Source organism: Halobacillus massiliensis (genome assembly GCF_900166625.1).
Taxonomy (GTDB): domain Bacteria; phylum Bacillota; class Bacilli; order Bacillales; family Halobacillaceae; genus Halobacillus_A; species Halobacillus_A massiliensis.
Genome location: NZ_LT800499.1, coordinates 1,095,798 through 1,109,447 on the forward strand (window position 1 = coordinate 1,095,798; position 13,650 = coordinate 1,109,447).

The window sequence follows — 13,650 nt, forward strand, 5'->3', positions numbered from 1 at the left end:
TCTACGAATTTCTAGAAATTGCAGATAATAATGAGTATGCTCTCTCCTCCTTCCTTTAAGGGAAGGAGGTTTTTTATTGTTTATATGTTGACAAAATGTCAACGTATATTGATAATAAAATCTGGCATACATAGATAGACAGGTGGTGATCAAAGAATGCTGGCTCGTTTCAAAAAAATGGATCACCTGCTGATAGGTACCGTTCTTTTTCTGGCACTGTTTGGAACACTTATGGTGTACAGCGCAAGTTTTGTAAAAGGGACGATGGATTATGGGAGTGCGTCTTTCTTTTTTAAAAGACAGATGGTGTCGCTTCTGATCGGCATTATCCTTATGGGGATGGCTGCTTTTTTTCCATATAAGCTTTACGGAAAACTGACGCGCTTTATGATTCTCACTTCCATTGTCCTGCTGCTCGCGGTACTGATTTTTGGTGTCGAAAGAAACAACTCGCAGCGCTGGCTTTCACTTGGACCTATTATGATTCAGCCGACAGAAATAATTAAGCTGATGATGATCATTTACTTTGCTTCCTTCTATGCAAAAAGGCAGCGCTGGATACATAGTTTCGGGAAGGGTGTAGTTCCTCCGCTTGTTATTTTGGGAATGGTGTTTCTGCTCGTTCTTCAGCAGCCTGATTTAGGGACAGCTTCAGCGATTCTCATTCCGTGCGGTTTTATTTTGTTATGTTCGGGTGCAAAGTTTAAGCATATTCTTCTGCTCGGTGGCACTGCTGCAGCAGGCGTCGCTTATTTTGCTGTGTCTGAGTCTTACCGGATGGATCGGCTGCTTTCCTTTCAAAATCCTTTTGCAAATCCGACAGGTGAGGGGTACCAGCTGGTCGGTTCTTACCGGGCGATTGCTTCAGGTGGATTGCTTGGAAGAGGGTTAGGAAACAGTACAGAGAAGCTCGGGTTTCTTCCTGAAGCCCATACGGATTTTATTATGGCAATTATTTTAGAAGAGTTAGGTTTACTGGGTCTGCTGGTTGTGATTGGGGCTTATATGATTATTATGTATCAAGGCGTTCAAATTGCTTTTAAAACGGACGACATGTTCGGAAAATTGCTGGCGATCGGCCTTACCTTTCAAATCATGCTCCAGGTGATCTTTAATTTAGGAGCAGTTTCCGGACTGCTGCCGATTACAGGAATTCCGCTTCCGTTTCTCAGTTATGGAGGATCTTCTCTCATTATAATGCTCTTATCGATCGGCGTCCTGGCCAACATTTCTCAATATATTAAATATAAGCCTTTCACCCGGAAGGAGAGCCCGTCTTCAAACTGAATGATGACAGAATGTCAACGCCAGAAATGTTATAATAAGAAGTATCTTATTTTTCGGTAAGGAAGTGCAAAAAAATGACTCAAACGAACGAACTGGGAATACAGCTGAAAGCATGGATGAAGGAACGATCTCTTTCTATGCGCGAGTTCAGCCGCAGAAGCGATATTGATCCTGGAACGGTTTCTAAAATAATAAATGGAAAGCGAAAAGCAACACCTCGCCACTTGGAGAAGTTTTCTAAAATACTGGGGGTTTCCATTACAGAGCTCTACAAAAAAGCTGATTATCCTGTGGCCGAAGAAGAACCTCAGCAGGAGGACCTCTATCAGTCGGTAGAAAGCATCCAAAGTATGTTAAAAGCAACAGATACGTATCATGGCTCTTTTTCGATCGAACGGATTAAAGAAGAGCTTGAAACATACGAGCAGTATGCCGGAACAGAAGAAGGGAAAACATCTATTCTTCAAAATTTCAAAAATAAAATAAATAATGTAGGAAGCGCTGCCGGTCCTTTTATTCATCAATTACAGCAGATGTACGAAACTTTCCAAAGCGGAAAAAAAGGGGGGAGGGAGCTTGCAGCCATTGGAGCCGTGCTTCTCTATTTTATTACAGCGGTTGACGTCATCCCTGATTATCTTTTTCCCATCGGTTACCTCGATGATGCAATGGCTGTGAAACTTTATTACTCCTTTATGACCAAAACGTAATTATGGTTGGGATTGCTTTATCACTGAGGAAGGATTATGGAGTGTACATGTGTGAACAGAAAGAAGAGATTTCATAAAAAAGCACTGACCTAAACAGAGGTCAGTGCTTTTTAGTTAATGCTCCTTTTTACTAAAAATTAGCAGGCGGCCGATTCTATAGCTCTTCCAGCAGTCGGCTGTTCCAGACGTTTAAGCAAGACCGTTAACAGCATGGCAGCAAAGACCATAATGGAACCGATCCACGGCGTGTGCTGCAGGCCGAGATGGTCCACGATCAGACCGCCGGCAAAAGATCCGATCGCAATGCCGATATTAAAGGCTGCGATATTTAACGCAGAAGCTACGTTAACTGCTGAAGGTACATATTTTTCTGCAAGGTTGACGACAAGAACCTGTAAGCCCGGGACATTCATAAAAGCAAATAATCCCATTAAGAAAATTGTAATTAAGCCGACCGTTTTAAACGGTGCGGTAAAGGCTAATAGCAGCAAAATGACAGCCTGAAGCATAAACATAGTGACAAGAGCTTTCAGCGTGTTTTTGTCAGTAGCTTTACCGCCGATAATATTGCCGATGGCTACCGCGGCTCCATATAGAAGAAGAATCGCGCTCACCCATTTCAGGCTGAACCCCGTTACATCTGTTAGTAATGGAGTTAAATACGTAAAAGTAACAAAAGTCCCTCCGTATCCTAAAGCCGTAATGGCAAAAGCAAGAAGCAGGGGGCCGCTGTTTAAAATCTTCAGCTGCTCGCGAAAGCTTGAAGGTGCGTCCTGCTTAAGGTCTTTCGGGACAAGCAGTGCACTAGCCGCCATACCGATAATGCCTAACAGGGCTACGCCAAAGAACGTTGCTCTCCAGCCAAAGCTCTGGCCGATAAATGTCCCTAATGGAACACCGGTGACTGTAGCAACCGTAAGGCCTGTAAACATAAAAGCAATCGCACTGGCCCGCTTATGTGCCGGCACGAGATCTGCCGCAATCGTCGATCCTATGGAAAAGAAAATTCCGTGGGAGAAAGCAGTGATAATGCGTGCAACGATAAGCAGGGCAAAGCTTGAAGACAAAGCCGAAACGAGATTACCTGCAATAAATAAGACCATTAACGCCATAAGCAAGGTTTTTCGGTTCATCTTACTCGTAAGCGCGGTCAGCACCGGAGCTCCTACCGCCACTCCAAGCGCATATCCGGAAATAAGCAGGCCGGCAAGTGTAATTGATATTGATAAATCATCAGCAATAGATGAAAGCAATCCAACGGGAACAAATTCTGTAGTACCTATACCAAAGGCACTAATCGCAAGAGCTAATAAGGCAGGTGTTCCGCCTTTTACCTTTTGAACATTCTGGCTCATGAAAGAGTCCTCCTCATGTTTGTAAATTCAAGAAATACTCACGACGGCGCCTGTCGTTTTCTCTGTAAGGAGTATTATGAACCAACAGAGTCTTCTTGCGAAGAACGCACTTAAAAGTACTATAGGCACTAAAAAGTAACATTTACGTCATTTCGGGCTCTATCGCTTGAAAAAAAGTTTAGGAGTCTCGTTTCATATGAGAAGTGAATTCCGTTTGCTTTACTATAGAGAACAGGGCATGGGGAAACAGCTCGCTTTCCATGGGCGAACGATGAGATTCCTCGGGCTTTTAGCCCTCCGGAATCTCCCCCTGTTCTTTTCTCCCATAGGAGTCTCGCCGTTTCCCCTGGCCCTTAATGTTTTTTAGAGTAACGGAACCTTAACGTAAGAGGCCAAAGGTAGAGGAGATTTCTACAAACCTAGCGTTTCGTTTGCACTATAAAATTTAAAGAGGCTGGGAAATGGTGAGACTCTTGCAGGGAGAAGAGCCAAGGTGAGATCCGCGAGTGTAACGAGCTAGCTCACCGGCTCCCCGCGGAAAGCGAGCTATTTCCCAGCCGCTTTTCACCATATTTAATAAACGGAACAGCTCTTTCTCTATCAAACTTATAAGGTATAAAAAAATAATGGTTAGTATCCTGCAGGGAGATAGAACTAGAATGTGCTCCGTGGGTGAAACGAGCTGGCTTACTGATGCCACGCTTAAAAAGCGAATTAATTCCAAACCGCTTTTCTCTATTAAAGGAAAAGGAACATCACCTTTTTTGCTCCCTAAAATAGGAAGTTCAACATAGTGGCAAGCAGGGCAGAGATGTGTTAAATTAGCAAAAGAAAAAACATCCTTTGAAAGAAGGGAATCACGTGAAAAAATATAATATTCCTGTAGAAGCTTCTCTTGAAGTCATCGGAGGAAAATGGAAAGTCGTTATCTTATGCCATTTAATCAAGCAGGAGTTAAGAACAGGGGAACTGAAGCGTTTAATGCCGAAGATTACCCAGAAAATGCTCACCCAGCAGCTGAGAGAGCTCGAAGAGGACGGCGTCATCGATCGTATCGTTCACCAGCAGGTGCCGCCAAAGGTCGTATATAAGCTGACAGATTACGGCTGGTCTCTAAAGCCTGCCTTAGACATGCTCTGTGCCTGGGGAGAACAGCATATTGAAAAAACTCACCCTAATAAAGAAGAAGTTCTTGTGCACGGTTCCGAACTCCAACAAGCTTAAGCTTATATAAATAAAAGCCGATCCTCTCATAAAGGATCGGCTTTTTACATGATTTAATCGTGTCTGCTTTCTTCACCGTTTTGATTTTTTTTACTGAGAAAAGGTGAAAATTAAGGGACGATCACTTCAAGGAAGGAGGACGCTCCTTTCCTTCGCTTATAGTGAGAATCATTTGTCACTAAAACCTTAATCAGTACTTCTATTTGGCGGTTGATTAGCTCAAGCTCCTTAGTTTTCTTGGTGGGGTCTTCTTTAAGACTCAAGAGGTGGACGAGTTCCTGTTCAAATAACCTTTTTTCTTCCTTGCTTAGCGGATTGTCCATAGCTCTACTCCTTTATCCGTTATGTTCCTATTCAATTATAAAAAAATCTTATGTTAAAGATATTAACATACTTAAAGAGAGTTACCGCCTTTTGAAACTAAAAAATTTGGAATTACTTCAAATAACAAGAATTCTCTTTTAGAAAATTTTCTTATGATCTTGCCTTATTCAAGCTCTTTTAGTAAGTCATTGATGTCGTTGATTTGTTCTTTCATTTCTTCTGCAGCATGAACGGCATTTCTGCGGAATAGCAAGAGGATACTTTGACCATAACTCGTTCCTGGAACGGCCCACTTTCCGTTTAGCTGTATCCATGTGGCGGCACTGCCCCTAGTGACTAAGTCAAATCTTGGATCGACTTTACTATAGCCTTCAGGAAGACTTCGAGAAGAAGCATAGGCATATAAGTGTTGAATATGAGCATGAACGCCTAACTCTGGAGACGCAAACACAGCACCTGGACATCCAGGTCCGGTTGCACCAATCCCTGCATAATTATTCTGGCTCTTATCAACGAGTCCTGTAAAACGGAAATAATTCGTTTCATGAAGCGCCTGGGCATAGGCGATATCTCCTCGCAGGCCATAAGCTTTTCCATATTGAATATAGTATTCTCCTAAAATCGGCGCATCAGGGTTTATAGTTTTTACAAATTCATCGAGCTGGCAGGCCTTGAGGATCGAATCTCCTAAAATGGAGAATTTCTCGACAGGCGTTAAAGGAGGAGGTATTGGAGCAGCTGGCGTATTTGTTTCCCTAATAAAATACGCGTCATTGATCCCGGCAGCCTTCAATAACTCTACCTGCTGTTCAGCATTTTGTCTGTTTGAGAAGGCTCCCGCCTGTACTCGATAATATTGGAAACCTGAAACTGAAATGGGGACGACACAGGAATGAATATTCTTTCTGTTTAAATACTGGACCCGATATTCAGCATTGCTTCTGCTCTTAAAAGAGCCGGCAATGACCTGAAATAATCCACTAGAATCCAATTTAGTCGGCAGATCGAATGCTTGTGCCACTCCTCTGGCAATAGCGGAGGAGATTGCATTAATAAAAGAAGTGTTTCGCAGCAGTGAAAGATCATGGTCATTATCCACAAACAGCACTTCTAACAATAAAGCAGACATGCGACTTTCTCTTAATACGTGAAAATCTTCCCGCTTTTTCCCTCTATCGACAATGTCATATTTAGAGCCAGCAGAACTGACAATCTGGTCATGAATTATGTGTTGATGATTCCGTGTAATAGAGGAGACTGATCCATTGAATATATAACTTTCGAATCCAGAACCGCCACCTGCATTATTGTGAATGGATAAGAAAAAATCAGCGTTCTGCGCATTTGCTAAATTTGTACGTTCGGTAAGGGATAAGGATGTGTCTGTGCTTCTCGTCAGCACAAGATGAACCTCATAGTTTTGAATAAGGAAATCACGTACCTTAACAGCAATCGATAAATTAAAATCCTTTTCCAAATCCCCTTGAGAAGCTGCACCAGAATCCGAACCTCCATGGCCAGGATCTATAACGATAGTCTTCATTTTTATTTTATCTTCCTTTCAAGGTTAATCTAGTAATTAATATGATAAAGATGTATGTTAAAGTTAAAATAATCATCCATAATTTACAAATAAAGGAGCGGAATAATGAGGCAGATTATAGCTCTAGGCGGTGGTGGTTTTTCTATGGAGCCTGAAAACCCCTTATTAGATGAATACATACTGAACCAGGCCGGAAAACCAAATCCTAAAATTTGTTATGTGCCAACGGCCAGTGGGGATAGTGATATTATGATCCAAAGCTTTTATGATTTTTTTAATAACTATGAATGTACTCCTTCCCATTTGTCATTATTTAAACCTCCGGTAGAAAGCCTTGAAAAATTTGTACTGGATAAAGACATCATTTATGTTGGGGGTGGAAATACAAGAAACTTATTAATTTTATGGAAGGAATGGGGATTACATACATTGATGAAGGAGGCATGGGAGCGGGGGATTGTTTTAGCCGGCATCAGTGCAGGTTCGATTTGCTGGTTTGAACAGGGAGTGACTGACTCTTATGGGGATGAGCTTCAACCTTTAGACTGCCTGGGCTTTTTAAAAGGAAGCAACTGTCCTCATTATGACGGGGAACTAAACAGAAGGCCAGCTTATCAAAAATTTATCGCTTCTGACCAAATCAAACCGGGAATAGCAGCAGATGACGGTGCAGCCATTCATTTCAAGGACGAAGAGATTTATAAAGTTGTTTGCTCAAGGCCACATGCTAAAGCATATCAAGTTTATTATGAGCAAGGGATTAAGGAAATTGAACTTCAAACAGAGTACTTAGAATCCCTGTAACTAATTGCAAACGGGTTCGATATTTTACAAAATTTACAGAAGGGGGATTAGGTTGAAGCCGCATTTTATAAATAAGCGTTACTGGATCCTGCTGCCTCCCTTTTTAATTTCAGCCATATTATTATATATGTTTCTTCCAGAACAGCACAGAATTTATTCTTTGTTATCTGTTGTATTATTTTGGGTTAGTTATCATCTATGGAATTATAAGGACGAGAAGAAGAGAGATGATCCATAGGAAGGAGGAGAATGATGGGCCATTATAAAATAATTACGGGGACTATATTCCTGTTAATAGGGGCGATACTTTTTTCCGCACAATTTATTACTTCAGCTATTCTTTCTATAGAGGGTGCATTCGTGTTTAATAAAGCTGGATTAACGCTGATTATTATGAGCATCTGCTCTTTTCTAATAGGAATTACAATTATTTTATACGGCGTGCGAGATCTATTGGAAAACACAGAGAGAATGCGAGAAGAAATTAAATAAACAGAACTGCCGTTAACCCATTTCAATAACGATTACACTCTTTGCAGGTGGGTATCTTTGAAGGAACCAGGATATTTTAAACCGTATCCCAACATACGATCCATTCCGATGTGTGCGGTCCAAATAATGCTTACACTTAACAGAAAGTCAGCATTAACCATCATACTGAATAGAGTAAGGATAACGGGAAGGGTGTACGTATGGCCGATGTTATAAATAATGGCGCCCATTCTATTATTAAAAATATAACCAAGCATAAATAAATCAGGAACAAATAAAAGGATAAGAAACAGCCACCAGCTTCCTCCTATGTTGGCGTAAAAATATAACGAAGCTGCAAAAACAAACAGCCCTTCCGTATGTAAAAAGAGTTTGTTCATTCAGTACCCCCCAATCCATTTACTACTTTACGTAAGTGGGCAAGCGAGGTTTCAATTATTTTATATAAAAGAGATCTTTCTTCTAAAAGAAAAAGGAAAAAACTTTCATAAGAATGGTATCTGATTTCGGTTTTTGACCATTCATTTCCCAGGCTATAAATGAATGGTTGCTCATTCACTTATCTGTTACGATATTACATATAGCATCCAATATTTGGGGAGGGATTTTATGAAAACAGGAGATGTGTACACATGGGACAGGACGTTTACAAAAGAAGAGGTTATAGAATTTAGCAGGATTTCTGGTGACCAGGGCAGGCATCACGTAGAACCTGATGATCAGGGACGATTAATGGTGCAGGGATTATTAACTGCGAGCCTTGGAACGAAAATCGGCGGCGATTTGAATTACATAGCCAGAGAAATGGTTAGTGAGTTTATCCGCCCTGTTTTTTCCGGCGATACGATCACCTGTGAAGTCACTCTCACAAATGTCGCCAATGCCGATGGTTTTAAAAAAGTCGAAATGAAGTCCGTTTACCTTAATCAGAAAGGAAAAGAAGTCCTTACAGGATCGAGTTACGGCATCATTAAAGATTAAAGGATAAGTAGAAAAGCTCCCTGCGGCGGCATGGAGCTTTTTTTTCGAGAGTTTTTAAACTGCTTTTTTTCTGAAGAACAGGTTTACAAAATTTGCCGCTTTGATCTTGGGATATAAGAAAGGGGAAACGTGCACTTTATATTCCTGTGCTTTCACAGCTTTTCTCAACTGATCAATTGTTTTACATTCTGGAAATTCATTGAAAATACAACCGTAATGAAAACGCTGAGAAGCATGACTGCCCCCGACTGCGCCGATCTGAAGCTGTTCAGCTAAAGCTTCCACTTCTGCCTTCATATTATGGCCGTACTTGTATAAATCTTTTCCGTTAATATCGAAAGCATCAAATTGTTTTAATGTTTTCTCACTGTGGTGGAGCCATGGATTGGATTCTCGGAAAGGATGTGCGCCAATTTTTAAGGCGTTATAATTGTTTAGTAGTCTCAGTAAATCGTCCGCAGGGATGCCCTTCTCCTGGAGATCTTTTACTTTCTTATAAATAAGCTTGATGGTCGCACGGTCAGCAATAATTAACAACGTGCCTTTTTCTTTCACTTCAACTCGCATGCCGGGAAACACTTTCAGTCCATTTACATTATAATAATCATCTTCATAAGTGAAGTTGTCGTCGAGCATATCATAAAAGCTAGTAAAATTAGGGTGGTTTATATCTTCCGTCAAAGCTAATGCATTTAGTCCATTTAAGCTGGCTTCTTCCATTTTCTGAATAAATTCATCTAAAGTAATTGGCGATTTCCTCAATATATTGGCGTGGGTATGGAAGTCGATTTGCATTTAGCTCTCTCCTTTTCACTAATTTACAACTCTCTTAAGCTCCTATTTGTCTATTATTGTAATAAAAATTTATTAAGGGAATTGTTGTAAAATGTTTACGGAATGTAAAAATTTTAAAAGAAAATGGGGAAATCAGATGATTAGACAACTGGATATTGAGGGTCACATAGATATCGGAAAGAGGCTGGAATCTGGCAGTGAATTCTATTAAACTTGACGTTTCTTAAGTATTATTATAAAATAATTTTGCAGTTTACGAGTATAAACTGTACATGAGCAGCTTATAATACTCCAAAGGGGAGTAGCTTACAGTGATGTCGACAAAACGTGGTGAACAACCACCGGCTAAACTGGCAACATTACGTTGTTTGCGAGACCTTTGCCTATATGGTGAAGGTATTATGATATGAAGATACAAAAAGACCTTTACCTTAAACGGTAAAGGTCTTTTTGTATATAAAGAAGCGAAAAGGAGGAGGATGGAGGGAGTGTAAGTATCGATGAAGTAATGGAAATGGAGCCTGAAAGAATAAAATAATGAATGATAAAGGGGATACGTTATGGAAACGTCGATTAAGCTTGCAGCAGTGGCGGTGTTAATACTGTTAACAGCGTTCTTTGTTGCAAGCGAATTTGCGATTGTTAAGGTACGAAAGACTAGATTGGAAGGACGGGCAAATGAAGGGAATAAGCGGGCAGAACGGGCCTTAAAGGTCACAAATAATCTGGACTATTATTTGTCGGCCTGTCAGTTAGGAATAACAATTACAGCCCTGGGACTGGGGTGGTTAGGAGAACCAACCCTTGAAGTCCTGCTTCACCCATTACTTGCAGGATTTGACTTACCATCTGGATTATCTCACACGATCAGCTTTGCTATCGCGTTTTTCATTATTACTTTCTTACACGTGGTATTAGGAGAATTAGCGCCAAAAACAATGGCGATCCAAAAAGCAGAGTCCATTACACTGATGCTTGCTCAACCTTTAATTCTCTACAGTAAAATGATGTATCCACTCATTTGGCTGTTGAACGGTTCGGCAAACATTCTCATTCGCATGCTCGGTTTCAAGTCCGTTAAAGAGTCCGAAGAAGTGCACTCAGAAGAAGAACTCCGCCATATTCTTTCCGAGAGTTATGAAAAGGGAGAAATCAATCAGTCCGAATACGAATACGTCGATCGGATTTTTGAATTTGATAACCGTATTGCTAAAGAGATCATGGTGCCGCGGACGGACATGTCGGTCATCGACATTGAGGATTCGCTTGAAGAGTCATTGGAGCATATTAAAAGTGAGAGATATACAAGGTATCCTGTAATTCGAGGAGATAAAGACCATGTCATCGGGGTTATTCATATTAAAGAGATTTTTCAGGAAGATCTCAGCAGTTCGAAATCCCTGGAATCCTTTATATATCCAATTGTGAAGGTTTTTGAAAACATTCCTATTCAAGAGCTGCTTATCCGTATGCAGAAGGAAAATACACAGCTCGTTGTCCTGTCAGATGAATACGGTGGAACTTCCGGAATCGTAACGATTGAAGATATCATCGAAGAAATTGTCGGTGACATCCGGGACGAATTTGATGAAGAAGAAGAGGATATTATTGATAAAAAAGACGGAACCTTCGTCCTTGACGGAAAAGCGTCCATATCCGAAGTGAATCACTACTTTGACATTCAGCTTGAAAACGGAGATGTTGATACGATATCCGGCTGGTTTTTAAAAAATAATATTGATGCACGTAAAGGCACGGTTGTCATGCATGAAATGTACAGTTTTGAAGTAATAGAAACAGAAGATGAACAGATACGGAAAATTAAAGTAACAGCTTAAAGCTTAAGAGGAGCGGCCATCACATCTGATAGGCCGCTTCTTTTTTTGATACTTTAAAAATATAAAGGAGTATCAAACAATCGATAGAATATATACATTAAGAGTAAATCTCAATATTAAAATCTACTAAAAAATAGGAGGATGGCGATGGGACGAGTCGTTCATTTCGAGATTCATGTAGATGACATGGAGAGGGCAAGGAAGTTTTACGGTGACATATTTGAATGGACATTTGAAGACTGGAGCGAGTATGCCGGCATGCCATATTTAGGAGCGGTAACCGGTGAAGAAAAAAATATGGGGATCAACGGTGCTTTAATGAAGCGTCAGGGGCCTCCTCCAGAAGCCAACCAGCCTTTAAATGGATTTGCCTGTACGTTAGAAGTGACAGATTACGACTCTATTGAAGCTAAAATTATTGATCATGGCGGTAAAGTAGCAGTGCCTAAACATGCGCTCCCAGGAATGGCCTGGCAGGGATATTACCTGGATACAGAAGGCAATATTTTCGGTATTCACCAGCCTGATGAAAACGCAAAATGAAGTCAAAAAGCATTCCTTTTCGAAGGAATGCTTTTTTATTTACATAACTTTTCACAATAATAATATATTATAATTAAATAAATATTTATTGTTTATCAATAAATGATGTGCTACATTTAGTTTAATTAAAAAGTGAGGTGCTTTTATGAAACGTGAAACGCTCTTTTTAAAGATCGCTGTGTTTCTAATTGGAGCCCCGGTGGCAGCTCTTTGCCTGTTTGGGGTTCCATCAATATCTAGAGGGATTGCGGAATTTTTGGAGCTTAATTATGTTCAATATCCTGTTTTCATTGGCTTATATATAACAGCCGCAGCTTTTTTCATTGCTTTGTACCAGGCGTTAAGACTGCTTGGCTATATCGATAAGCATAAAGCTTTCTCAGATTTATCGGTAAAGGCTTTAAAAATTATAAAATACTGCGCAATGGTCATCAGCAGTTGTTATGTGGCAGGCATGCCTCTCATCTATCTCACAGCGGAGAAAGATGATGCCCCAGGGCTCATCATTGTTGGTTTAGTCATTGTATTAGCTTCCATGGTGGTTGCTGTTTTTGCTGCTGTTCTTCAAAAGCTTTTAAAAAATGCAATTGAAATAAAATCTGAAAATGATTTAACGGTCTGAGGTGAGAATTATGGCCATTATTATAAATATTGACGTCATGCTCGCAAAACGAAAAATGAGTGTTACAGAGCTTTCTGAAAGAGTTGGCATTACGATGGCTAATCTTTCCATCTTGAAAAATGGAAAGGCAAAAGCCATACGTTTTACGACATTAGAAGCCATATGCAAGGCGCTGGACTGTCAGCCCGGTGACATTCTGGAATATAAGAAGGACTAATACAAATCAGCCGTTTAAACGTGGAGGGAAAAAAACAGTGAGAGCATTCAAGCAACTGTTTCATTTTGGCTGGCAGCAGGCCCTGTCGTGTTTATTTCCTGTCGTTATTTTTGCTTCCTTAGCCATTACCCAATCTATTACTTTCCCGCTCCTTCCTCGATATGACTGGCTGCTTCTCATTTTCCTTCTGATGCAGTGGTGGATGGTGCGCTCCGGGCTTGAAACACAGGATGAACTAAAGGTAATTACCCTGTTTCATCTGATTGGGCTGGCTCTTGAGATGTACAAAGTGCATATGGGTTCATGGTCATATCCTGAGGAAGGGTATTCCAAAATTGCGGGGGTGCCTTTATACAGCGGATTTATGTACGCCAGTGTAGCGAGTTACCTTTGTCAGGCTTGGAGAAGACTGAAAGTTCAACTGGTGAAGTGGCCGCCATTTTGGATAGTGGTCCCTCTTACGGCAGCGATTTATTTCAACTTTTTCACCCATCATTATTGGATAGATCTACGCTGGTGGCTGTCCGGCCTTGTCCTTATCGTTTTCTGGAAAGCTTCCGTTTTATACGAGGTCAATGGAAGCCTTTACCGGATGCCGATCGCTCTTTCATTTGTACTTATCGGCTTTTTCATTTGGATAGCGGAAAATCTAGCCACTCTCTTTGGCGCGTGGGAATATCCAAATCAAGCGGACGCCTGGAGTCTTGTTCATTTAGGAAAGGTGAGTTCCTGGGTTTTATTAGTCATTGTCAGCTTTCTTATAGTAGCGACATTGAAGCAAGTGAAAGAGAACCCCCATTACGTGGAGCCTGAAACCCGTTTACTAAAGGCAGAGAAAGGAATTTAAGAAATGATGCATTTGTGATCTAGCTCGCTGCACTCGCGGATCTCATCCTGGCTCTATCTCCCTGCAAG

Annotated in this window: 16 protein-coding genes; 11 read left to right on the forward strand and 5 right to left on the reverse strand. The window is 40.8% G+C overall.

The features are described 5' to 3' along the window. Nucleotides 1-156: 156 nt before the first annotated feature. Together ftsW and B7E06_RS05440 are read left to right on the forward strand one after the other, a co-directional pair. Nucleotides 157-1,287 carry a putative lipid II flippase FtsW gene (gene ftsW / locus B7E06_RS05435; protein WP_082233026.1) on the forward strand — a complete coding sequence of 377 codons (1,131 nt, stop codon included), beginning with the start codon at nt 157-159 and terminating at the stop codon, nt 1,285-1,287. Nucleotides 1,288-1,361: 74 nt separating this feature from the next. Further along, nucleotides 1,362-1,997, forward strand: coding sequence for a helix-turn-helix domain-containing protein (locus B7E06_RS05440; protein WP_082233027.1), 636 nt, complete (start codon nt 1,362-1,364; stop codon nt 1,995-1,997). A gap of 137 nt (nt 1,998-2,134) precedes the next feature. On the opposite strand, the gene B7E06_RS05445 is transcribed toward B7E06_RS05440, so the two are convergent. Continuing rightward, complete coding sequence (locus B7E06_RS05445) at nt 2,135-3,352, reverse strand: MFS transporter (RefSeq protein ID WP_082233028.1); 1,218 nt, start codon at nt 3,350-3,352, stop codon at nt 2,135-2,137. A gap of 861 nt (nt 3,353-4,213) precedes the next feature. On the opposite strand from B7E06_RS05445, the gene B7E06_RS05450 reads away from it, so the two are divergent. Continuing rightward, entirely contained in the window at nt 4,214-4,576 is a 363-nt protein-coding gene (locus B7E06_RS05450) for a winged helix-turn-helix transcriptional regulator (RefSeq protein WP_082233029.1), read from the forward strand. Between the two features lie 110 nt (nt 4,577-4,686). Here B7E06_RS05450 and B7E06_RS05455 read toward each other — a convergent pair whose 3' ends face one another. After that, complete coding sequence (locus B7E06_RS05455; RefSeq protein ID WP_082233030.1) at nt 4,687-4,899, reverse strand: hypothetical protein; 213 nt, start codon at nt 4,897-4,899, stop codon at nt 4,687-4,689. 164 nt (nt 4,900-5,063) lie between these two features. After that, nucleotides 5,064-6,443, reverse strand: coding sequence for an N-acetylmuramoyl-L-alanine amidase (locus tag B7E06_RS05460; RefSeq protein WP_082233031.1), 1,380 nt, complete (start codon nt 6,441-6,443; stop codon nt 5,064-5,066). 105 nt (nt 6,444-6,548) lie between these two features. Here B7E06_RS05460 and B7E06_RS05465 point away from each other — a divergent pair, with 105 nt between their 5' ends. Next, entirely contained in the window at nt 6,549-7,247 is a 699-nt protein-coding gene (locus B7E06_RS05465) for a Type 1 glutamine amidotransferase-like domain-containing protein (RefSeq protein WP_082233032.1), read from the forward strand. A gap of 252 nt (nt 7,248-7,499) precedes the next feature. Continuing rightward, complete coding sequence (locus B7E06_RS05475; protein ID WP_082233034.1) at nt 7,500-7,739, forward strand: hypothetical protein; 240 nt, start codon at nt 7,500-7,502, stop codon at nt 7,737-7,739. Between the two features lie 32 nt (nt 7,740-7,771). Here B7E06_RS05475 and B7E06_RS05480 read toward each other — a convergent pair whose 3' ends face one another. Continuing rightward, nucleotides 7,772-8,119: a DUF4260 domain-containing protein gene (locus B7E06_RS05480; protein ID WP_082233035.1), complete on the reverse strand. Its 348-nt coding sequence runs from the start codon at nt 8,117-8,119 to the stop codon at nt 7,772-7,774. Between the two features lie 229 nt (nt 8,120-8,348). Here B7E06_RS05480 and B7E06_RS05485 point away from each other — a divergent pair, with 229 nt between their 5' ends. Continuing rightward, nucleotides 8,349-8,720, forward strand: coding sequence for an FAS1-like dehydratase domain-containing protein (locus tag B7E06_RS05485; RefSeq protein WP_082233036.1), 372 nt, complete (start codon nt 8,349-8,351; stop codon nt 8,718-8,720). Nucleotides 8,721-8,774: 54 nt separating this feature from the next. Here the strand turns inward: B7E06_RS05485 and B7E06_RS05490 are convergent, their stop codons facing one another. Continuing rightward, on the reverse strand, nt 8,775-9,515 hold the full coding sequence (locus B7E06_RS05490; RefSeq protein WP_082233037.1) for a hypothetical protein: 741 nt from the start codon (nt 9,513-9,515) through the stop codon (nt 8,775-8,777). Nucleotides 9,516-10,075: 560 nt separating this feature from the next. Here B7E06_RS05490 and B7E06_RS05495 point away from each other — a divergent pair. The 5 genes from B7E06_RS05495 to B7E06_RS05515 all read left to right on the forward strand — a co-directional run bounded on the left by B7E06_RS05495 (nt 10,076) and on the right by B7E06_RS05515 (nt 13,582). Next, the gene (locus B7E06_RS05495) at nt 10,076-11,353 is read left to right on the forward strand and encodes a hemolysin family protein (RefSeq protein WP_082233038.1); all 1,278 of its coding nucleotides are present in this window, start codon (nt 10,076-10,078) and stop codon (nt 11,351-11,353) included. 147 nt (nt 11,354-11,500) lie between these two features. Next, the gene (locus B7E06_RS05500; RefSeq protein ID WP_082233039.1) at nt 11,501-11,896 is read left to right on the forward strand and encodes a VOC family protein; all 396 of its coding nucleotides are present in this window, start codon (nt 11,501-11,503) and stop codon (nt 11,894-11,896) included. Nucleotides 11,897-12,041: 145 nt separating this feature from the next. Next, nucleotides 12,042-12,518 (forward strand): DUF2975 domain-containing protein, encoded by a 477-nt coding sequence (locus B7E06_RS05505; RefSeq protein WP_082233040.1) that lies wholly within the window; start codon nt 12,042-12,044, stop codon nt 12,516-12,518. A gap of 10 nt (nt 12,519-12,528) precedes the next feature. After that, a complete protein-coding gene (locus B7E06_RS05510) occupies nt 12,529-12,735 on the forward strand; it encodes a helix-turn-helix domain-containing protein (RefSeq protein ID WP_082233041.1) in 207 nt (68 codons plus the stop codon). A 37-nt stretch (nt 12,736-12,772) separates the two neighbouring features. Continuing rightward, on the forward strand, nt 12,773-13,582 hold the full coding sequence (locus B7E06_RS05515) for a DUF817 domain-containing protein (protein WP_082233042.1): 810 nt from the start codon (nt 12,773-12,775) through the stop codon (nt 13,580-13,582). Nucleotides 13,583-13,650: the final 68 nt, after the last annotated feature.